The following is a 22,090-nucleotide window of genomic DNA, read 5'->3' as shown; positions in this document are numbered from 1 at the left end:
CAATACCGGTAACTTACGGCTTTGGTGTGCGTCTGACCCGTTTGGGTTTGGTGGCGTCGATGATGGTGACGGCCGGCACACGTGGGCGGTCTGCGACGCGGTGGGCAGCGCGTTTGAGGGGCCAGTTGGCGACTTTGCGTTTGATGACGCGGGGGTTGCTCCGGCGGCGTCGTGGTGGCAGGAGGCGTTCGAGGAGTTCAGCGTGGGTGGCTTTGACCGCGTGGGCGAGGCGGCCGGGGGGAAAACGCCGCCTGGTCTGTGACCTGGCGGCGCACGACGCGCAGTGAGCGGGTGAAGGAGATCCGGTCGGGGTCCCGGTCGGCTTGTCGTGCGGCCTGGTGCATCAGGTGCCGGATGGCGTGGTGGACGAGCAGGAAGCCGTAGAGTTCCTGCTCGGCCCCGTCAGGGTGCTGCGAACGCAGTACCAGGTGCGATCCGCCCAGGTGGGTTTTGATCTCGTCGAGGGTGGATTCGAACTCCCACCGCTGGGCGTAGAGGGCGGCCAGTTCCGCGGCAGGGGCTTTGTCCGGGTCGAGGATCGTGGTGATGAGCCGGTAGGTGCCCTCACGGCCGGCGATGGTGTATTCCACCGCGCGTACCGGTACCCCGCGACGGGTGTGGTGGATGTCGGTGCGGTCGAAGATCTCAGTGAGATACGAGCCGTCCGGCAGTTGCTCGACCACCGGCAGTACGAGGTCTTTGCGGACTCGCCACAGCAGGTCCGCCCCCCTGGCCGCGGCCTTGCGCCACAGGTCCACGCTGTAGAAGCCGCGGTCGGCCAGCAGCAGCATCCCCGGCCGCAGGGACCCCAGGACCGCCCGGGCCAGAGTCTGCTCTCCGGTGCGAAGAGCTGCGAGCGCGGCGTCGAAGACGGCGTGAGTGCCGCACTCCACCAGACCGACCATGCGCAACTGCGGGTAACCGACGTCCTTTTCACCGCGCCCGGAGCGGGGCGGACGGCCGAACGCCTCCACGTTCGCTTTCGTGTCGGGCAGGTCGAAAGTGGTGCCGTCGATCGCGGTCAGCCGCCAGTCGCGGTAGAAGGCGCCCTGAGTGTCCGGTGTGGCAACCGGACGACACACCCGCGCGAACAACTGCCGCAACGGCGCTACCCCCAGCCGGGACCTGGCCTTCCAGATCGCCGCCGTACTCGGCACCACCCACGATGTACGCCAACGCCGCGCACCCTGCAAACCCGCGGTCAGCAGCCGGGCGACCTCCTCATAGCTCTGCCCGGAAAACAGGCACATCGCCAACACGAAGTAGACCACCAACCGGGCCGGCAACAGCCGGTTCCGCTGCTGCACCCGACCCGTCTCCGCCAACACCTCGTCCACAAGAGACTGAGGAAACGCCTGGGTCAGCACCCCGACCGCGACTCGGTCGGACAACCGCTCACCAGATGACTTCAGTTGACCAGCTCTCGGCACACCACCAACAACGACTGAACCCCCCCAAAGTTACCGGTATTGACGCTAGCCGCGATCATTCCCCCAGGCATCGACCAGGGCGGCGTGTTCCACCAGATCGATCAAGCACTTGGCGACCGTTGCCCCCACCTGAAGTAGGAAGAGCCAGATAACGGAATACATCACCGAATTCCCGAGGACGACGACCTCAGGCAGCGGCCCAGAACGCTCCACATCGGCGATCTCCCGGGAATCCAGCACTCGGATCTCCTCGCCCAACTCTGACCGGAGTCGGAAGGAATTCATCTCCCACTGGAGGTACGGAGTCACCGGGAACCCTCTTGAAATTCGTTCCAGAATCAGCTTCCCACGGTCTGCTCATGATGCCTCCGTTCCGCATCGCCGCCGCTTCAGCGTAACAGCGATGAGCCAGGTGCGAAGGTTGTGTGACCGACCACGCGCATGGTCGTGAGGGATTCTTGAATGTGTGGTGTTGCCACGGTGGATTGAGCACGTGTTCGGTACCGGTGAGGCGGCACATCCGGGCTCGCGCCACCGCGGGCTCGGGTTTAGTTCCAGTCTGCCCGTCGCGACGAGGCACCGGCGGGCCCGCCGGTGCTCCGCGAGCCTGTGGCCCTGCCTGCCGGTGGCTTCCCCCGCCCGCCCGGCCACCCGGCCGGGCCCGGGTCCTACGACTTCGGTCCTCCGCCGGGCGGGATGAGACGATGGAGACGATGACAGAGATTCCAGTGGGACCGCCGCCGCCCGGGACGTTCTACGAGCAGGTCGGCGGCGAGGAGACGTTCCGCCGCCTCGTTCACCGGTTCTACGAGGGCGTGGCGGAGGATCCGGTGCTGCGCCCGATGTACCCCGAGGAGGACCTCGGGCCGGCGGAGGAGCGGCTGACGCTGTTCCTCATCCAGTACTGGGGCGGCCCGCGCACGTACAGTGACGAGCGCGGCCACCCGCGGCTGCGCATGCGGCACGCGCCGTTCGCCGTGGACCGCGCGGCGCACGACGCCTGGCTGCGGCACATGCGCACGGCGGTGGACGAGTTGAAGCTGCCCGCGGCGCAGGAGAAGCAGCTCTGGGACTACCTCGCGTACGCCGCGGCCTCCATGGTCAACACCCCCGGCTGACCACCGGATTCCGCTCCGCGTACGGTCCGCGGAGCCGGTCACGATCGGGTCAATTTCCCCCTCCGCTCGCTACCGCGTGCGAATGCTCTCTGACAGCATCCAGACAATTCCACGGTGGTGTCTGGGGGATCCGTGACGGGGTTCGTTCTGCTGCGGGCGCGCGCCCACCGGCTGCTCCTCGCCGCGGCCCTGCTGGCCGTCCTGCTCACCACCGCCGTGCTGGCCACCCTCGCCGCCTTCTCCGGCACCGTCGGCGACGCCGCGCTGCGGCGCACGCTGGCCGGTGACGCGGCGGCCGACGCGGCGCTGACCCTCGAAGTCCCGTACCTGACGGGCGAGGACCGCGCGGCGGCGGCGAAGGCGGTGGAGAGCCGTGCGCGGGACGCCTTTGCGGGGCTGCCGGTACGGGTGCAGAGCCTGGACCGCTCCGGGCCGTACGAGCTGCCGCGCCGGCTGCAGCCGCCGGCGGCGCGGGCCGCGGAGGACCCGGACCTGACGCATCTGGGGGCGCTGGAGCGGTCGGAGGTGGCGCTGGCGGCGGGGCGCTGGCCGGGGGCGGCGGAGCGGTCGGGAGGCGCCACGGAGGCCACGGGCGGGGGCGCCGTACCGGTGGCCGTGCCGGTGGCCGTGCCGCAGATCGCGGCCGACCGGCTCGGCCTCGCCCCCGGTGACACGCTCACCCTCGCCGGCCGCGGCGACGACGACCCCCCGCTGCCCGTCGAGATCACCGGCGTCTACCGCCCCCGCGACCGCGAGGCCCCCTACTGGCTCGCCGACGAACTCCGCGGCAACGGCGTGCAGAAGGGCGGCTACACCACCTACGGCCCGCTGCTCGCCGACCCCGGATCCTTCGCCTCCGGCCGCGTCGCGCAGGCCGCCGGCGCGTGGGTACTGCGCGGTGACTTCGACGAGATGACGGCCGACCGCGCGGACGCCCTGCGCGCCTCGGTGAAGAAGGCCGCCGGCGCGCTCGCGGACGAGCCGGTCTTCGACGGCCGCGCGGTGGCCGCCACCCGGCTGCCGCAGCTCCTCGACGGCACCGAACGGGCCCTGCTCGTCAGCCGGTCGACGCTGCTGATCGTCGCCCTGCAGCTCGTGCTGCTCGCCGCGTACGCGCTGTTGCTCGTCGCCCGGCTGCTCGGCGCGGAGCGCCGCGGCGAGACGGACCTGCTGCGCGCCCGCGGCGGCTCGCGGCAGCGCATCGGCGTGCTGACCGCCGCCGAGTCGCTGCTCCTCGCGCTGCCCGCCGCGATCGCCGCGCCGCTGCTCGCCGGGCCGCTGATCCGGCTGCTGTCCGCGCGGGGCCCGCTAGAGCGTGCCGGGCTCACCCCGGACGCCGCGGCGGGCAGCGGCACGTGGCTGGTCGCCGCGGGCTGCGCGCTGGGCTGCGCGGCGGCGGTGGTGGCACCGACGCTGCTGCGCGGCGGCGGCGCCGACGGGGTGCTGTCCCCGGGACGTACGGTACGGGCCAGGCCGCTGCCCGCGCCGCTGCGGGCGGGCGCCGACGGGGCGCTGCTGGTGGTGGCGGCGGTGGCGTACTGGCAGCTGGACCGGCAGACCTCCGGCAGCGGCGCCCTCAGCGGCGACCGCTCCGGCACCCTCGGCGTCGACCCGGTGCTGGTCGCCGCGCCGGCGCTGGCGCTGCTGGCCGGCACGGTGCTGACGCTGCGCCTCCTCCCGCCCGTCGCCCGGCTCGCGGAGCGCCGCGCGGTGGCGGGGCGGGGGCTGCCCTCGGCGCTGGCGGGCTGGCAGCTGAGCCGCCGCCCGCTGCGGGGCGCGGGGCCGGTGCTGCTGCTGGTGCTGGCGGTGGCGATCGGGATGCTGGCGCTGGCGCAGGGCGCCTCGTGGGAGCGTTCGCAGCGCGACCAGGCGGACTTCCACGCGGGCACGGACGTACGGGTCCTGGCCGGCCGGCTCCCGGAGCTGGGGCAGGGCGGCATGATGGAGCGCGTCCCGGGCGTCGAGGCCGCCGCCCCGGCAGCCCGGTGGGGCATGAGCCTGTCGGGCGGCGAGTCGGCGGAGGTACTGGCCCTGGACACGGCCCAAGCGGCGGAGGGCCTGCGGCTGCGGGACGACCTGGCGGACGGTGCGGGGGGCGCGGAGCTGCTACGCGGGCTGGCGCCGCCGGAACCGGAGGGTGGGCCGGCGCCGGCCGCCGAAGCGGCGGACCGGGGAGCCGGGAACGCGAGAGCCGACGAGCCCGGCTCGCCGGGCCGACCGGCCGTGGACACGCGGCCCGCGGAAGGCGTGGGCGCCGGCACCGTGGACGGCGGCGCGATGCACCCGGCCGCACGCGCGGAGAGCGCCGCCGGCGACCCGCCCCCGGCAGCCGAACCCTGCGCGCCGGACCAGGCGGGCCCAGACGCGCGCCGCGCGGGAGGCTCGGGCGCAGACACCGCAGACACCGCAGACACCGCAGACACCGCAGACACCGCAGACACCGCCGCACCCGCGGAGCGCGCCGCGGACGCCGGCGGGCTCGAACTGCCCGGGTCCCCCGGGGAGTTGCGGGTCGTGGCGCGGCTCGCGGCGGGCGGGGACGTCCGCGGGGGCGCCGCGGTCACGGTGATCGTCGAGGACCGGTACGGGGCCGCGTACGAGCTGCCCGCCGGCGACCTCCCCGCAGACGGCCGTACCCACACCCTCGCCGCGGACATCGCCGCCGCCGCGGGCGCCCCCGACGGCCGGCCCGCGGGGCCGCTGCGGCTCACCGGGCTCCGGCTCGTACACCCGCAGCCGGAGGACGGCGAGGTCCGCCAACTCGACATCCAGCGGATCGAGGTCGCCAAGCCCCTCACCGGCGGCGCCGACCCGGACCGGTCGCCCCGCGAGGTCCCGGTGCCGGACGGCTTCACGTGGCACGGTGAAGCCGTCTCCGAGCCCGAGGCGCTGCCCGAGGAGTCGCCCCCCGCGGTCGTCGAGCGGCCCCGTACCACCGACCGGTCCGCGCTCCGGCTGAGCTACGACACCGGCGACCAGAGCTATGACGACACGTGGACCAGCCCGCCCCTGGTCACCCTCACCGTCTCCGCCGCCCGCGGCCCGACCCCGCCGCTAACCGCTCTGGCCACCGACAAGATGCTCCGGTCCACGAACGCGAAGGTCGGCGACACCCTCAGCGTCCCCGTGCCCGGCGGCAGCCTGTCCGTGAAGATCACCGGCTCGCTGGCGGAGCTGCCGACCACCGGCCCCGGCTCCCCCGCCTCCCCCGCCACCGCCGCGGAGCCGTCGCGCGCCCAGTTCGGCGGCGCGCTGCTGCTCGACCTGCGCACCGTCAACCACGCGCTGACCCAGCGCGGCCTGGCCACGCTGCTGCCCTCCGAGTGGTGGCTGACGACGGCGCCGGGCCGTACGGACACCGCCGTCACGGCGCTGCGCGACCGCGCCGACACCGACCCCGCCAACGTCCTCGTACGCGACGAACTCGGCGGCGAACTCGGCGGCGACCCGCTCGGCGCCGGGCCGCAGGCCGCGCTCGCCGCCACCGCCGTCGCCGCGGCGGTGCTGGCGGCGCTCGGCTTCGCCGTCAGCGCGGCGGCGTCCGTACGCGAACGCACCCGCGAGTTCGCGGTGCTCCGCGCCCTGGGCGCCCCGCAGCGGCAGCTGGCCCGCACGTTCGCCGCCGAGCAGGGCGTGCTGATCGGGCTCGCGCTGGCCGCCGGGTCGCTGCTCGGCTGGGCGCTGGCCCGCGCCGTCATCCCGCTCATCACGCTCACCGGCCGGGCCGCGCAGCCGGTGCCGCCGGTGGTGGTGGAACTGCCAGCGGGGTCCGTGGTGGGCCTGCTGGCGGCGGTCGCGGCCGTTCCCGTCCTCGTCACCGTGCTCGTCGCGCTACGCCGCGGCGACCCGGCGACGGCCCTGCGCCTGGGAGGCGAGTGAGATGGCCCGCGCGCTCACCGTCACCGTGGCCCGGGCGGCCCCGCGGACACCGGGAGGTCGGTGACATGGCCCCCGCGCAGAACCCGCCGGAGCAGCCGGAGCCTACGGAGCCCCCGGACGCCCCGGACGCCCCGGAGGCCCGGGAAGCCCCGGATGTCCGGGAGGCGCCGGAGGCCCGGGAGGCCCGGGGGGCCCCGGACGTCCCGGAGATGCCGGGGGCACCGGCCGCCCCGGAGGCGCCCGACCTCCCGGCCACACCCGACGCACCCAACACCCCGCACACCTCCGGCACCCCGAAGACACCCGACACCCCGGACACCCCGGACGGACCGGAGACGCCGGACGCCCCCGCCGCACCGGACGCCCCCGCCGCACCGGAGGCGCCCGGCGCCGTCCCCTGGGTGCGCACCCGCCTGCGCGCCGCGCCCGGCGGCGCGGTCGCCCTCGCGCTGCTCGTGCTCGTCACCGCGTTCCTCGCCGCCGCGTTCCCGCGCGGCGTCGACACGTACGAGGACCGCGAGGCCCGCCGCCTCGTCACCGGCGCCGCGGCCACTGAGCGCAACGTGGCGCTGACCGTGCCACCGGACCCCGAGGTGCTCTTCGAGGACCGGCTGGAGTCGATGTCCGCGAAGACCGTCGCGGCGTACGCGCGTCCCGTGCAGCGGGAGTTCCGCGCCCCGCTGCGGGCGAACACCGCGCAGGTCTCGTACGGCGTACGGACCCGGCCCGTGCTGATCGCCACCGACCCGTGGCTGCCGCGTCCCGGCGGGCAGCGGCCCGAGGTGCAGCTCGACGCCCGCGCCGGGGTCGACGGGCGCGCCCGCGTCGTCGACGGCCGGCTGCCCGAGCCGACGGCGTACGGGGCCGCAGGCCCGGCGGGCGGCGCCGGCGCCCGGCCGGACGAGGTCGTCTTCGAGGCCGCCGTCTCCGCCGCAACCGCCGACGAGCTGAACATGCGCGTCGGCTCCCGCGTCCACCTCCCGCAGGCCGAGGACACGGTCGTCGTGCACGTCACCGGCATCGTCGAGCCGAAGGCGCCGCGCAGCGACTACTGGTCCGTCGACCCGCTCCTGCGCACCCCCGAGCTGCGCCAGAAGCCGTCGTCGCTGGATCCGAAGCGCTACTGGACCGCCGCCCTCCTCCTCCACCCCGACAGCGGCCCCGCACTCTACGCCGGGACGCAGTCCTTCGACCTGTCCCGTGCGGAGCCCGTCACCGGGCCGTACTGGAACGTGCCCGTGGCCGGCGGGGCGCTCACCGGCCGCGACGTGCCCGCGGTGCTCGACGCGCTGTCGGCCCTCCAGGAGGGCCCCGCGTACCAGCGGCTCACCGAGCGGCTCGGCACCAACCTCGACGTCTCCACCGGCGCCGCCGGGCTGCTCGGCAGCTACACGGGGCTGCGCGACGCCGTCACGCCCGTCGTGGCCGTCGCCGCCTTCGGCGTCGGCGCCGTCGCCGCCGTGGTGCTGGGCATGGGCGGCGGCCTCGCCGCGTCCCGGCGCCGCGCCGAACTGGCCCTGCTCCGCGCCCGCGGCGGCTCACTGCGGGGCATCGCCGTACGCCTCCTCGCCGAGAACGCCGCCGCCGTCCTGCCCGCCGCCGCGGCCGGCTACGGCCTCGCCGCGCTGCTGCTGCCGGACGGGCGGCACGGGCCCGCGCTGCTCACGGCGGGCGCGACGGCGGCCCTGGCGCTGTGCGCGCTGCCGGCGCTCGCCGTGGCCGCCGTGCGCCGGCCGCGGCCCCGTGTCCGTACCGACCTGGTGCGGGCGCGGCCCTCGCGGCGGCGGCTGGTGGCGGAGCTGACGGCGGTGGTGCTGGCGGTGGCCGCCATCGCGGTGCTGCGCCGCCGGGGCAGCGCGGACGGCGGCGCCGACGCGCTCGTGAGCGCGGCGCCGGTGCTGGTCGGGGTGGTCGCGGCGGCCGTGTTCGTACGCCTCTACCCGCTGCCGCTCCGGCTGGCCGCCCGCCCGGCGGCGTGGGCGCGGGGGGCGCTCGGGTTCCTGTCGCTGGCCCGCGCCGGGCGCGCGCCGGCGGCGTCGGCGCTGCCGCTGCTGGCGCTGGTCGTGGCGCTGACCACCGCCTCGTTCGGCGGCTCGGTACTGGCGGGCGTGGCCGACGCGCGCGCGACGGCGTCGCTGCACAGCGTCGGCGGCGACGCCCGCCTCACCTCGTCCGCGCCGCTGCCCGAGGGGGTCGCGGCCGAGGCGGCGAAGACCGGCGGCGTACGGCACGCCGCCGCCGTCGGCACCGAGAACGGGCTGCAGGTCATCGGGCTGAGCGGCGATCTCACGCTGCTGACCGTCGACGCGGGCGCGTACGCGAGGCTCAGCGCCGACCTGGGCCTCGGCACGTTCGACGCCGGCCGGCTGCGGGACGGGGGCGGCGGCGGCCGGGCGCTGCCCGCGCTCGTCTCGCCGGGCGTCGCGCAGCTGATCGGCGACGGCACGCTGGGGCTGCAGTCGTCCCGGGGCCGGATCACGGCCGAGGTCGCCGAGGTGCGGCAGGTGACGCCCGCGCTGACGGGCGGCGAGTTCGCCGTGGTGGACGCCGAGAGCGTGGCGCGGCAGCTGCCGGGTACGGCGGCGCTGCCCGAGGCGCTGCCGGACACGCTGCTGCTCTCCGCCGCCGGCGGCGGCTTGGACGGCGCCGGGCTGCGCACCCTGGCCCGCGACTCGGCACCCGGCGCCACCCTGCTGCTGCGCGACGACGTCGCGGACGATCTGGCCGCCTCGGAGCTGCAGCGCGGCGCGGAGCGGCTGTACGCCGTGGCCGCGGTCGCCGCCACCGGCTACGCCCTGCTCGCCGTGCTGCTGTCGCTGCTCCGGGCCGGCCCCGAGCGCGTCGCGCTGCTGGCGCGGCTGCGCACCATGGGCTTCAGCCGGCGGCACGGGCGCGGGCTGCTGGTGCTGGAGGCGCTGCCGCAGCTGGTGGCGGCCGGCCTGGTCGGGGCGCTGGCCGGGCTGGTCACCGTACGGCTGCTGGGGCCCGGCATCGACCTGGGCGCGCTCGCGCTCGGCGAGGAGAGCCCTGACCTGCTCGGCGCCGGCGGCGCGGACGGCGCGGACGGCACGGAGCTGCGCGCGGATCCGCTGGCGCTGGTGCTGCCGTCGGTGGCGGTGCCGGCGCTGGCGCTGGCGGCGGTGCTGGTGCAGGCGTGGTGGGGCGGCAGACAGCGGGCCGTACAGGAACTGCGGGCCGGAGAGAGGGAGTGAGATGGCCCAGACGCACGAGAGCACGGGCGGTACGACGGGTGGCGGTGCGACGGGTGGTGCCCGGAGCGGCACGACGCTGGCGGAGCTGGAGCGGCGGGCGGCGGAGCAGCGCGCGCGGCCGGCGTACGGTCACGACGCGCTGATCTCCTGCGACCAGCTCGTCCGCATCTTCCGCACCGACGGCGTGGAGGTGCAGGCGCTGCAGGGCCTCGACCTGCTGGTCGCCGAGGGCGAGCTGATGGCCCTGGTCGGCGCCTCCGGCAGCGGCAAGTCGACCCTGCTCGGCATCCTCGCCGGCCTCGACGTCCCCACCGCGGGCACCGCCGCCGTCGCCGGCTACGACCTGCTGGCGATGGACGCGCGGGCCCGGCTGCGCTACCGCCGGGAGGTCGTCGGCTTCGTCTGGCAGCAGACCGCGCGCAACCTGCTGCCGTACCTGACCGCCGCCCAGAACGTCGTGCTGCCCATGCAGCTCAGCGAGGGCGGCGGCGGCCGGCACGCCCGCCGCCGGCGGGTGGCGTACGCGGAGGACCTGCTGGGCCTGATGGGCCTCGCCGACTGCCGCGACCGCCGCCCGCAGCAGATGTCCGGCGGCGAACAGCAGCGCGCGGCGATCGCCGTGGCGCTGGCCAACTCGCCGGCGGTGATCCTCGCGGACGAGCCGACGGGCGAGCTGGACTCGGCGACGGCGGAGCAGATCTTCGCCGCCTTCCGCACGGCGAACGAGGAGCTGGGCACGACGATCGTCATCGTCACGCACGACCAGGCGGTGGCGACGCAGGTCCGCCGCACGGTCGCGATGCGCGACGGGCGGATGGCGTCGGAGGTGGTGCGCCGCACGGAGGTCGACGCGAGCGGGGAGGAGCGGGTGGTGGCCCGCGAGTACGCGGCGGTCGACCGTACGGGGCGGCTGCAGCTGCCGCGGCAGTACACGGAGGCGCTGGACATCCGCGAGCGGGTGGTCCTGGACCTGGAGGAGGACCACATCAGGGTGAGCCCGGACCGGGAGGGCGGGGAGGATGGGGAGTAGCACGGGGGACATGCGCAGAGGGCGCGGGGCGCCGGCGGGCTGCGCGCCATCCCGCAGGCGCGCCGACGCGCCACCGCCGCCCGGCTCAGACCGGGGTGACGCCCAGGCGGCCCAGCCCGCCCGTGCGGCGGAGGGCCACCGAGCCGTACCGGGTGCGCAGGCGGAGCCAGTTGCCCGCGGCGAGCAGGGCCGGCTCGGCGGTGGCCGCGGCCGGGGGCAGCAGGCCGAAGACGCGGGCGGCGTGGGCGGCGCGCAGCGGGAGCGGGGTGTCGCCCAGCGGGCGGCTCCAGATGTCGCCGCCTACCCGGTCCACCTCCGCGCGCGTCCGCTTCTCCTCCGGCAGCGCCTCCACCCGGGCCTTGAACTCCGCGACGCCCGCCGCCACCGCGACGCTCAGCTCCTCCGGGCCCGGCAGCCCGGCCACCGGCTCCCAGCCGCCCCGCGGCGGGAGCAACCCGGCCCACCCGGGCCCGCTCACGGGCTGCGGCAGGGGCACGGCCAGCTGCCCGCGTACGGCCCGACGCCCGGCGCCCGGCCCGGCGGTGTCGTCGGCCGCGGGCCCGCGGACGCCGCCCTGCCCGGCGCCGGCCTTCGCACCGGAGTCCGCCCGGCCCGCGTCCTCTCCCGTGCCAGCGGCGGCGTCTCCCGTGCCAGCGGCGGCGTGAACGGCCTCCGCCAGCTCCCCCGCCGACACCGTCTCGTCCAGCTCCGCCGCCGCCGTCAGCAGCAGCGTACGGACCACGATCACGTCCAGCGCCGGCGCGTGCCCGAAGACGGCCAGCGCCGCCCGCTCGCGCCCGGCGTCGCCGCCGGGTGCCGCCACCCGCAGCCGTACCGCCGCGCCCCTGTCGTACCGCAACAGCCGCCCCAGGAACGCCACCAGGCCCTCCGCCTGCCGTCCCTCGGCGAACACCAGCCGTCGCGTCATGCCGCCACTGCCTCCCCGGGCTCCGCGGGCGGCTCCAGGTACTTCTCCAGGAACGCCCGCTCCTCCGCCGTGATCCGCCGCGGCCGGCCGGCGTCGAAGTCGTAGGGGACGATGACCGTCGACGCCCGCGCGTACACCGTGCCGCCGTCGTCGCCCGGACCGTCCTTCACCTCGTACGCCAGCGTCGCCGCCGCCGCGCGGATCTCCGTCACCCACACCTCGATCGTCACCGGCTCGTACCGGTGCACCAGCTGGCGGCGGTAGTCGATCTCGTGCCGGGCCACGACCGAGCCGCCCTCGAAGGACGTGCCGCCGCCGGCGGCGGCACGTCCTTCGACACGCGCCAGCCGGAACATGAAGTCGATCCTGGCCTCCTCCAGGTAGCGGAGGAACTCCACGTTGTTGACGTGGCCGTAGGCGTCCATGTCCGCCCACCGCAGCGGGCAGCGATAGACGTGTCTGGCCAGGTCAGCCACGGGTGAGCTTCTTGTACGTCGCGCGGTGCGGGCGCGCGGCGTCGGGGCCGAGCCGCTCGATCTTGTTCTTCTCGTACGACTCGAAGTTGCCCTCGAACCAGAACCACCGGCTGTCGCCCTCGTACGCCAGGATGTGCGTCGCGATGCGGTCCAGGAACCAGCGGTCGTGGGTGATGACCACGGCGCAGCCCGGGAACTCCAGCAGCGCGTTCTCCAGCGAGGACAGGGTCTCGACGTCGAGGTCGTTGGTCGGCTCGTCGAGCAGCAGCAGGTTGCCGCCCTGCTTGAGGGTGAGGGCGAGGTTGAGGCGGTTGCGCTCGCCGCCGGACAGGACGCCGGCGGGCTTCTGCTGGTCCGGGCCCTTGAAGCCGAAGGCGGACACGTACGCCCGCGAAGGCATCTCGACCTGGCCGACGTTGATGTGGTCGAGGCCGTCGGAGACGACCTCCCACAGCGTCTTCTTGGCGTCGATGCTGGCGCGCGACTGGTCGACGTAGCTGACGGAGACGGTGTCGCCGACCCGGACGTTGCCGGAGTCCGGCTTCTCCTGGCCGAGGATCATCTTGAACAGGGTCGTCTTGCCGGCGCCGTTGGGGCCGATGACGCCGACGATGCCGTTGCGCGGGAGCGTGAACGACAGGTCCTCGATGAGGAGCTTCTCGCCGAACCCCTTGCTGAGCTTCTCGACCTCGACGACGACGTTGCCGAGGCGCGGGCCCGGCGGGATCTGGATCTCCTCGAAGTCCAGCTTGCGCATCTTCTCGGCCTCGGCCGCCATCTCCTCGTAGCGGGCGAGACGGGCCTTGGACTTCGCCTGCCGGCCCTTGGCGTTGGAGCGGACCCACTCCAGCTCTTCCTTGAGGCGCTTCTGCCGCTTGGCGTCCTTCTGGCCCTCGACCTTGAGGCGGGCGGACTTGGTCTCCAGGTACGTGGAGTAGTTGCCCTCGTAGGGGAAGGCGCGGCCGCGGTCGAGCTCCAGGATCCAGCCGGCGACGTTGTCGAGGAAGTACCGGTCGTGGGTGATGGCGACGACGGTGCCCTCGTACTGCGCGAGGTGCTGCTCCAGCCAGGCGACGGACTCGGCGTCGAGGTGGTTGGTGGGCTCGTCGAGGAGGAGCAGGTCGGGGGCCTCCAGCAGCAGCTTGCAGAGCGCGACGCGGCGGCGCTCGCCGCCGGAGAGGTGGGTGACGGGCCAGTCGCCGGGCGGGCAGCCGAGGGCGTCCATGGCCTGTTCCAGCTGGGCGTCGAGATCCCAGGCGTTCTCGTGGTCCAGCTCCTCCTGGAGCTTGCCCATCTCCTCCATCAGCTGGTCGGTGTACTCGGTCGCCATCTGCTCGGCGATCTCGTTGAACCGGTCGAGCTTGCCCTTGGTGTCGGCGACACCCTCCTGGACGTTCTCGAGGACGGTCTTCTCCTCGTTCAGCGGGGGCTCCTGGAGGAGGATGCCGACGCTGTAGCCGGGCGAGAGGAAGGCGTCGCCGTTCGACGGCTGCTCCAGGCCGGCCATGATCTTGAGCACGGTGGACTTCCCGGCTCCGTTGGGGCCCACGACACCGATCTTGGCGCCGGGCAGGAAGTTCAAGGTGACGTTGTCAAGGATGACCTTGTCGCCGTGCGCCTTGCGTGCCTTGCGCATGGTGTAGATGAACTCAGCCAAGAGAAACCGTCCGGCAAATCCGAGGTGGGCAGATGCACCCATCTTGCCGCACGTTCCGCCCCGTACGAAAACGGGCCCGTTCGCGCCCGCCGCCAGCGGCGGAAGGGGGGCGGCGCGGGACGCCGGGCGGCACGTCGGCGGCACGTCGGGCGGGGCGTCAGGCTGGGCGCCGGGCGGCACGTGGAGCGGGGCGCCGGGCTGGGCGTCAGGCGGGGCGTCGGGCAGGGCGTCGGGCGGCGCTCCGCGGGCGCGCGAAGGGGCCGGGTCCCGAAGGACCCGGCCCCTGGTGTCGCGCAGGCCGTCAGCCGTCAGCCGACGTCCGCCGGTCGGCGCCGCTCAGCGCGCTCGCACGCTTCCCGGCGCCGACCGGAGGGTCGTCGTCAGGCGGCGTCGGCGCCGCCGCCGGCGCGCCGGCGGAGCAGGAAGACGGTCGCACCGCCGACCACGACCAGGCCGACCGCGACGCCCGCGATGACCGGGGTGGCGCTGCTGCCACCGGTGTTCGCCAGGTCGCCGCCGTCGTCTGCGTCGTCACCGTCGGAGCCGCCCGCGGAGGCCGGGCTCGGCTCGCTCGGCGCCGGGGTGTCGTTGCCCGCGGTGTCGCAGTCGAGCACGCCGGTGAACTTCTCGCTGAAGCCGTCGTCACCGTTGATGGTGATCTCGTAGGCCTGGTCCTCGGCGACCTCGACCAGCACGGTCTTGGACTCGCCCGGAGCCACGGTGTGGGACTCGCCTGCCAGCTCGAAGGAGAAGGGCTGGTCGCCCTTGTTCTCGGCGGTCACGTCCACGCCGCCCTTGGCGCAGTTCTTCTCGGCGGAGAGCGCCGGGATCGGTCCCTTGCTCGCCCACGTGGCGGTGGCCTGCGCGGAGACGGTGGTGTCGCTGGAGCCGGCCAGGATCTGGGTCTGGCTCTGCGCGTGCTCGCCGACGCCGGCGAAGGCGCGGCCCACGGGCACCTGAGTGGTGGCGTCGGCGGTCAGGGTCGCCGACCCGTCGGGGGTGCCGGCGGGCACGTCGAGGAAGACCTCGGTGCCGTCGGCGGCGCTCGTCAGGGCCTCGCCGTTGGCGTCGACGACCTTGACGCCGGCGCTCTCGGCCTCCGGCGACAGCGAGAGGTTTGCGCTGGCGGCGTCGGTGTTCACCGTCACCGGGCCGAGCTTCTCACCGGACTTGCCGGAGACGGCCGTCGGGCCGAGGTTCAGCGAAGGAGCGGGCTCCTCGATGGCCTCGGCGCCGGCCTCCAGGTAGTCGGCCAGCTTCTCGGCCTCGGGGTCCTTGGCCTCGACGTTGACCTTGTCGGAGAAGCGCCAGATGGCGATCTGGGTGCCGGCCGCGGCGGTGTTCTCGGTCAACTCGCCCGCACCGGCCTTCTGCGCGAGCGCGGCCAGGTCGTTCACCTGCGGGTAGGAGTTCTGCAGAATCCAGTTGATCTTCCCCGCCTCGGGGTTGTTCTGCAGCGAGGAGGAACTCCAGGGCACCTCCTGGTACTTGGCCTCCTGCTGCGTCGGGTTACCAAAGTCGATGCAGTAGGTCTGGATGGCGCCGCCCTGGTCGACGGCCATCTCGAACAGACCGGCCCCGATCTCCTGGTCACCGCCGTCTCCGTGGACGATGGCGGTGTCCTTGATCGTGAGTCCGCCCAGGGTGGCGGTCGCGCCGTTCGCGGGCGGCGCGTCCTGCGCAGCCGCGGGGCTGGCGCCGGCTATCGCACCGGCGGTAGCCAGGCCCGCGGCCAGCATGACCGCGGTGAGCCGAGCAGACCGCCGATGTGACGGCCTCCGAACAGAAGTCATGGTGGAAAATCCCCTCCGGGCGGGTTGGTCAAGGCTCGGATGCCCCCGCCGTAAGAACGCCTTCGCTCCGGGCTCGTCGAGCCGCTCGGAATCTTATGGACTCCCTTCGTCCCGCGAACCTCAAATCCCCCCAGCGGACGGGGTTTTAGAACGCAATCGTTACATCGGGCAACGACTATTTCGGGCAGACCCCTGCGGACCGGCAGAAGTTCTCGCGCGGCAGTCGAACTGATCGTCCCGAAACCGTCACCGTCCGGCCAACGCGAGGCCACCCGGGCCGGAGGCCCGAAGGCCGGAGGCCGGAGGCCGGGGCACGAGGAGGCGAGGGCCCGAGGGCCGCGGCCCGAGGACCCGGGACCGGGGCCCGAGGATCCGGGACCGGAGCCCGAGGATCCGGGACCGGAGCCCGAGGATCCGGACCGGAGCCCGAGGATCCGGACCGGAGCCCGAAGACCCGAGGCCGGGACCCGAAGACCCGAGGCCGGGACCCGAAGACCCGAGGCCGGGCCCCGAGGACCCGGGGGTCGCGGCCCGAGGACCCGGGGCCGGGGGTCGCACCCGGGGCCGGGGGTCGCGGCCGGGGCCGGGGTCGCGGCCGGGGCCGGGGGTCGCGGCCGGGGCCGGGGCCGGGGACCGGACCCGCCCCCGGCTCCGGTCACACGGGCGACGGGTTCCGACAGCCGGCTCCGACCGCCTGGGACGCAGGGCCGTCGCCCTGCAGCCCGGGCAGCAGTCCCCCTCGATCTTGCGGCCCGGCCACGGCCCGGGCCGCCGGGCGTCGGTCCCGGGTCGTGCGGGCCCGCCGGCCTCAGCCCAGGTCCGGTGTCAGCACCGGCTGCCGCTCCCCCGTCTCCCCCGCGTCGGGCACCACGCCAGGGCCGGCCCCGCTCCAGCCCACACCGGGCGCGAGGGGATCCCGCACCGCGCCGTCCGGGTCCGTCCGGCCCGGTTCCGCGAACGACGGCCTGAGCCGCGACATCCGGCGGAACGCCGCCGTCCCCCAGCCGAGGTCGTGCCCCACCGCCGTCGCGTCGATCGTCGGATCCGAGAACCGCACTCCTTCCTTCTCGTACTCCCTGAACCGAAATCGGCCGCGCACCAGCAGCGGTTCGCCGATCGCCACCGACGCCGCCACGTTCTCCGCGAGCTGGCGCCATGCCCACACCGTGAAGAAGTTCGTATACGCATCGGTCCAGCTGCCGCTCGCCTGGTCGAACCGGCGGACCGTGGCCGCGAGCCGGAAGCGCACCGCCGGCACCCCCGACTGCGTCGTGCGGTAATCCGCGCTCGTCGCGGCGTTCCCCACCACGGTCACCATCGTCTCGTTCATCTCCAACGCACCTCCCCCGTCCGGGCACTTCACCTGCCCGCTGACCTCCATGCTGCACGCTCCCGCCCGAACTCGCGACCCCTGTGGATAACCCCGGCCCGCGCGGCGTAACAGCAGGTCAGAGCCGTGCGCCACCGCCTGACGCAACGGCGTACTGCTCCCGCACCTCGCGGTAGCGCAACAGCTCCGCCGCCATCGGCTCCAGCACCCGCGCCCGCCCGCTCGCCGCCGCCGACTCGCGCAGCCGCCGCTCCGCCTCCTCGCCGTACCGCCGCGCCGGGCCGCGGGCGGCGAGCCGGCAGAACAGCGCCAGCCCCGGACCGCCGGCGGCGGCGAGGGCCACGACGCCCAGCGGCAGCAACCACGGCCCCGCAGTGACGCCGAAGAGCGCCGCGACCAGCCACAGCACGGCCAGCGCCTGCAGGCCGAGCAGCCCGCTCTGCACCACCCTCACCACCGACCACCACCGTGGCCGCGGCATACCACCCGTGTCCGGCCCGGCGGCGGGCAGTTCGGCCCCGCCCGCCTCGCCCGTAGCCGGCGCACCCATGTCCGCCTCGCGGGCGTCCGGATCAACCGGCTCCGCCACGGCCGACTTGCCGGTGTCCGACCCGCCCGCGCCCGGCGACCCCGCACCCCCGCCCGCCGCGCCCGCAAGCGTCAGCCCGTCTGCGAGCGTCAGCCCGTCCGCGAGCCCCTCCGCTCCGCGCACGCCCGCCTCGCGCACCGCCTTCGCCCACGGCGCGGGCAGCCCGGCGCCCGCCTCGTCGGCCACGGTCCGTACGGCCTGCTCCACCACCGCACGCGCGGGGACCAACCCCCGCTCCCCGCCCCGCGGTTCCGGCATCAGCGGGCCGGCGTCCGCGGGCGGCCCGGCCACGGCACCGCCGGCCGAGCGCTCCGCCACGCCGCCCGCCACACCGCCCGGAGCCGCCGCCCCCGCCCGCCGTCGCCGCCACAGCCGCCCCAGCCGCGCCCCGCACGCCTGTTCCGCCTCCCGCAGCCACAGCTGCTCCGCGGCCCGCCCGGTCGCCGCCGCGCCCACCGCCTCCGCGAGCCGGTCCTCGAACTCGGCCGTGACCCGCTCGTCCAGCCCGCACCCGCCGCCCGCACCCACGTACACCTCGCGCAGCCGCGCCGTCGCCCCGTCCACGTCCGCGGTCAGCCGCCGCTCGGCCGCCCGGCGCTCCGCGATGAACGACACCAGTTCCGCGCGCAGATCGGCCACGCCCTCCCCGGTGAGCGCGGACAGCGACAGCACGCACGCGCCGGGCTCGCCGTGCTCGCCGAGCGCGAGGCCGTCCTCGTCGAGGAGCCGGCGCAGGTCGTCGAGTACCTGCCAAACGGCGCTCGCGGGCAGCCGGTCCACCTGGTTGAGGACGACGAACGTCACCTCGGCGTAGTCCGCGAGCGGCTGCAGGTAGCGCTCGTGCAGCGCCGCGTCGGCGTACTTCTCCGGGTCCACCACCCAGATCACGGCGTCCACGCGGCGCAGCAGTTGCTCCACGCACGCGCGGTGCTCGTCCACCGCCGAGTCGTGGTCGGGCAGGTCGATGAGGACGAGCCCGCGCAGCCCCAGGTCGTCGCGCACCGGCCGGGCGGCGCGCGGCGGGAGCCCGAGGCGTTCGAGGAGCAGGGTCGGGGCGTGGTCCCCGGCGCCGCGCCAGGCGCACGCGGTGGGCAGGGAGGTGGTGGGCCGGCGCACCCCGACCTCCGAGAGGTCGGTGCCGGCGAGAGCGTTGAAGAGGCTGGACTTGCCGCTGCCGGTGGCGCCGGCGATGGCGACGACGGCGTGGTCCAGAGAGAGCCGCTGCCGGTCGGCGGCTTCGTCGAGTACGCGGCCGGCCTCGGCGAGCGTGCGCCCGTCGAGCCGCGTGCGGGAGAGGCCGACCAGCGCACGCAGGGCGTCGAGCCGCCCGCGCAGGGGGCCTTCGGCACGTGTTACGTACGCTCCGGGCACCCCCTCGTCCGCCCCGGACCCCGCACCCGCCCCGCCGCGACCCCGCCCCGCGGCGCGCGGCGCGGCACCGTCCCCGTCGTCCGTATCGCCGCGCCCGCCGTCGTCCGCGAAGTCACCGTCCTCCAGGCCCGCCCCGGACCCCGTAACGTCCCCGAGGGCACCGTCAGCCACCCCCGCACCAGAGCCCGCACCGCCCTCCGACCCACCTCCCCCCGACCCACCGCCCGCCGGCCCACCGCCCACCACCGCCGCACCCCCACCCAAACCGCCCTCCGAACCGCCCCCCGCAGGCCCCGCCGCCGCACCACCCTCCGGCTCCGGCGACCCCGCCGCCCCTGCGCCCAGCCCGCCGTCCGCACCCATCTCCACGACACCGCCCTTTCGCCCACCGCCGTCCGCCTCAACCCCCGCCTCAACCCCCGCCGCAGCCTCACGCCCCACAGCCTCCGACTCCGTAGGAGAAGGCTCTTCAGCCACCGCATCCCGCGAGGCCGTTGCCCCAGTGCCACCAGACATGCCAGAGGAGAAGTCCTCCCCACACGGCTCCCCGTCGCTCTCGCCCCCCGGCTCCGGCACGGCATCAACCGCCCCGGCGCCGCCCTCCGCCCGTTCCTCCAGCCGCCGCTCCCGCCGCGCCGCGCGCCGCGCGATCAGCCCGTCGTCCCACATCCCGGCGGGGGCCGGCGGGGCCGGGGCATCGCTCGCTCCGTCCAGTCCCTCCGCCCCGCCCTCTCCCTCCACCACGCCCACGCCATCCACCGCGCCCACACCCGCACCCGTGCCCGCCACCGCGCCCGCGCCCACACCTGACCCCACACCCGCACCCGACCCCGCGCCCGCGTCCACGCCCCCCGCGACCCCCCACATCTCGGCCACCCCATCCACCCGATCCGCCCCGCCCACCGCCACCACCGGCTCCGCGGCCTCCCCAATCGGAAGCGGAACCTCCGCCGACTCGCGTCCCAACGTCTCCTCCGAGCGCACCCCGCTCACCTCTCCCGTCACTTCTCCCGCCGCAGCACGGACATGGCCGCGATCAACTGAGCCTGCTGGCCGGACTGCGCCTCCAAGGAGTCGATCGCCGCCAGCCGGCGATCCCGCTCCCCGTCGAACACCCGCTCGAAGTACGTGCTGAGCAGCCGCCCGCCCCGCCTCCGCAGCCGCAACCCGCCCCGCGCACCCAGCAGCCCCGCCAGCTCGTCCGCCGCCCCCCGCCCGTTCGAACCGTCGAGCAGCGACACCGCCAGCAGCGCCGCCGCCTCCTCCGGGTCCGCGTCCGGCCCGTGCTCGGCGGCGCGCAACGCCTCGTCGACCAGTTCGTCCAGGCACCGCCGCCAGCGCCGTACGAGCACCCCCACCCGCTCCTGCGCCCCCGCCCCCGCCTCCCCGAACGGCACCGCCGCAGCGGCCGGCTCGCGGCGCAGCTCTGCGGTGATCCGCTCGTCGGCGGCGGCGACGGCGCAGCACAGGACGGCGACGACGTTGCCGGTCAGGGCGTCCAGGAGGTCGGTGGAGACGCCGGTGAGGGTGCGGTTGCGGTAGTGCGCGAGGGCGTCGCCGGCGAAGGCGGCGCCGCCGACGAGGTCGGCGTGCGCCGTGTCGGCGGCGTCCTCGTACGCCCGCTCCACGCGGTGCGCCATCCGCGTCGACGCCGCGTGCTGTGCGGCGCACGCCCCGGCCAGCGACGTGACCCGGGAGCGTAGCGACACGAGCACGCCGTTCGCGGTCCGCATGGCGGCGTCCGCGCGCGCCTCGGGGTCCTGGGCGCGGTGCGCGAGCCAGTCGCGCAGCTCCCGCACCGCCGTGGTGGGCAGCAGCCCGCTGCCGCCGCCGGCGGACTCGGGGAGTTCGGGCACGGTGAAGCGGGGCACGTCGCCGAGCCCGGCCCTGCGCAGCAGCGAGGCGTACTGCAGGGAGATCTCGCCGGCGACCTGGTGCGGCACCCGGTCGAGCACGGTGACCAGGCTGACGTCGTACTCCTTGGCCGTACGCAGCAGGTGCCACGGCACCGCGTCCGCGTACCGCGAGGCGGTCGTCACCAGCACCCACACGTCCGCGGCGCACACCAGCTCGGCGGCCAGCTCGCGGGCGTGCCCGGCGAGGGAGTCGATGTCGGGGGCGTCGAGGAGGGCGAGGCCGCTGGGCACGTTCTCGTCGACCTCGATCCGCAGCAGGGTCCCGTCGGGCCCGCGGCCGCCCTCCCCGAAGGTCGCGGACCCGCGCGTCAGGCCGCGCCGGAGCCGGTACGGATCGCGCCCGTCGTACGCACCGGAGACCCCCCAGCCCTCGCCCTCGCCCTCGCCGTCCCCGTACTGCTCCTCGACCTCCTGCGCCTCGTACGCGCCGTACGACTCATACGCCTCGACGCGCCCGTGCGCGGCGTCCTGCCGCGGCATCCACACCCGCGTGAGGTGCGGCAGCACCCGCTGCCCGGAGAACCAGGACTGGTCGTCGGGATGGCAGACCAGCACGGGCATCCGCGTCGTGGGCCGCAACACGCCCGACTCGCTCACGCATCTGCCCACCAGCGAGTTGACGAGCGTCGACTTCCCCGCCCCCGTCGACCCGCCGACCACCGCGAGCAGCGGCGCGTCCGGCCGGTGCAGCCGGGGAACGAGATAGTCGTCGAGCTGAGCGAGCAGCTCCGCTCTGCTCCGCCGCGCTCCGGCCGCCCCGGGCAGGGGCAGCGGAAAGCGCGCGGCGGCGACGCACTCGCGCAGGGCGGAGAGTGCGCTCAGCAGGTCAGGCCGTACGTCCGAGGTCACCACATGCGAAGAATGCCCGCTTCCATCCGAATTTGAAAGCGTTTAGCCCCGCAGCGCGCCTTCTTCAACCCAGAAGCTCTCGCCACCCGGGCATAACGACTGCACAACACCACCGGCGCCGCGCCGAAAAAAGCGGTGCGCGAATCGCACTCGCCTGCGATTATCGGGACGCTTCACTGAACCTCCACAAGGTGGTGCCGGAGTGAAGCTACCGGGTGTGGCTCAGCGGAGCTCTATCCTTGACCCCTGGCAAGGTCACGGATCCGCCGAGCCCGGCCACCGTTCCACGCCACACCGGCCCCCGTAGCTCAGCGGATAGAGCAGGCGCCTTCTAAGCGCTTGGTCGCAGGTTCGAGTCCTGCCGGGGGCGCAGGGCTGCCCTCCTCCCCCAGGGAGGGCCCAACCTGCGGGTTCACCGGCCGGCTCCGGCTCGCCGCAAGATCCCCGGCAATGAACTGCTTGCCACCCCCATGGACCGTTCCACGCCGGCTCTCGAACGCTTCGAGCGGGAC

The 22,090-nt window shown here is 75.2% G+C and carries 13 protein-coding genes and 1 tRNA gene; 5 read left to right on the top strand and 9 right to left on the bottom strand.

Annotation, left to right across the window (positions count from 1 at the left end):
- Positions 1-197 precede the first annotated feature (197 nt).
- Both T328_RS14190 and T328_RS14185 read right to left on the bottom strand, forming a co-directional pair.
- Positions 198-1,430: an IS4 family transposase gene (locus T328_RS14190; RefSeq protein WP_496496366.1), complete on the bottom strand. Its 1,233-nt coding sequence runs from the start codon at positions 1,428-1,430 to the stop codon at positions 198-200.
- A gap of 45 nt (positions 1,431-1,475) precedes the next feature.
- Positions 1,476-1,739: a DUF6879 family protein gene (locus T328_RS14185; RefSeq protein ID WP_496496365.1), complete on the bottom strand. Its 264-nt coding sequence runs from the start codon at positions 1,737-1,739 to the stop codon at positions 1,476-1,478.
- Between the two features lie 404 nt (positions 1,740-2,143).
- Between T328_RS14185 and T328_RS14180 the strand changes: the two genes are divergently transcribed.
- The 4 genes from T328_RS14180 to T328_RS14165 all read left to right on the top strand — a co-directional run bounded on the left by T328_RS14180 (position 2,144) and on the right by T328_RS14165 (position 10,669).
- Entirely contained in the window at positions 2,144-2,548 is a 405-nt protein-coding gene (locus tag T328_RS14180; RefSeq protein ID WP_496496364.1) for a globin, read from the top strand.
- Between the two features lie 132 nt (positions 2,549-2,680).
- On the top strand, positions 2,681-6,427 hold the full coding sequence (locus tag T328_RS14175) for an FtsX-like permease family protein (protein ID WP_496496363.1): 3,747 nt from the start codon (positions 2,681-2,683) through the stop codon (positions 6,425-6,427).
- A gap of 65 nt (positions 6,428-6,492) precedes the next feature.
- The gene (locus T328_RS14170; RefSeq protein ID WP_496496362.1) at positions 6,493-9,639 is read left to right on the top strand and encodes a hypothetical protein; all 3,147 of its coding nucleotides are present in this window, start codon (positions 6,493-6,495) and stop codon (positions 9,637-9,639) included.
- Between the two features lies 1 nt (position 9,640).
- Entirely contained in the window at positions 9,641-10,669 is a 1,029-nt protein-coding gene (locus T328_RS14165; protein WP_496496361.1) for an ABC transporter ATP-binding protein, read from the top strand.
- An 85-nt stretch (positions 10,670-10,754) separates the two neighbouring features.
- Here T328_RS14165 and T328_RS14160 read toward each other — a convergent pair whose 3' ends face one another.
- The 7 genes from T328_RS14160 to T328_RS14130 all read right to left on the bottom strand — a co-directional run bounded on the left by T328_RS14160 (position 10,755) and on the right by T328_RS14130 (position 21,581).
- Positions 10,755-11,597, bottom strand: a complete 843-nt coding sequence (locus T328_RS14160) for a DUF8185 domain-containing protein (RefSeq protein ID WP_496496360.1) — start codon at positions 11,595-11,597, stop codon at positions 10,755-10,757.
- The gene (locus T328_RS14155; protein WP_496496385.1) at positions 11,594-12,064 is read right to left on the bottom strand and encodes an acyl-CoA thioesterase; all 471 of its coding nucleotides are present in this window, start codon (positions 12,062-12,064) and stop codon (positions 11,594-11,596) included. The genes T328_RS14160 and T328_RS14155 overlap by 4 nt, the downstream gene beginning before the upstream one ends.
- Before the next feature lies 1 nt (position 12,065).
- Positions 12,066-13,730: an energy-dependent translational throttle protein EttA gene (ettA, locus tag T328_RS14150; protein WP_496496359.1), complete on the bottom strand. Its 1,665-nt coding sequence runs from the start codon at positions 13,728-13,730 to the stop codon at positions 12,066-12,068.
- Between the two features lie 380 nt (positions 13,731-14,110).
- Positions 14,111-15,523, bottom strand: coding sequence for a thioester domain-containing protein (locus tag T328_RS14145; RefSeq protein ID WP_496496358.1), 1,413 nt, complete (start codon positions 15,521-15,523; stop codon positions 14,111-14,113).
- An 808-nt stretch (positions 15,524-16,331) separates the two neighbouring features.
- Positions 16,332-16,853, bottom strand: coding sequence for a single-stranded DNA-binding protein (locus T328_RS14140; RefSeq protein WP_496496357.1), 522 nt, complete (start codon positions 16,851-16,853; stop codon positions 16,332-16,334).
- A 118-nt stretch (positions 16,854-16,971) separates the two neighbouring features.
- Positions 16,972-19,176 carry a GTPase gene (locus T328_RS14135; protein WP_496496384.1) on the bottom strand — a complete coding sequence of 735 codons (2,205 nt, stop codon included), beginning with the start codon at positions 19,174-19,176 and terminating at the stop codon, positions 16,972-16,974.
- A gap of 638 nt (positions 19,177-19,814) precedes the next feature.
- On the bottom strand, positions 19,815-21,581 hold the full coding sequence (locus tag T328_RS14130; protein ID WP_496496356.1) for a dynamin family protein: 1,767 nt from the start codon (positions 21,579-21,581) through the stop codon (positions 19,815-19,817).
- A gap of 294 nt (positions 21,582-21,875) precedes the next feature.
- Here T328_RS14130 and T328_RS14125 point away from each other — a divergent pair.
- A tRNA-Arg gene (locus T328_RS14125) sits at positions 21,876-21,948 on the top strand.
- Positions 21,949-22,090: the final 142 nt, after the last annotated feature.

Source organism: Streptomyces sp. CNX435 (assembly GCF_059570575.1).
This window is presented reverse-complemented; position numbering and strand designations above follow the sequence as displayed.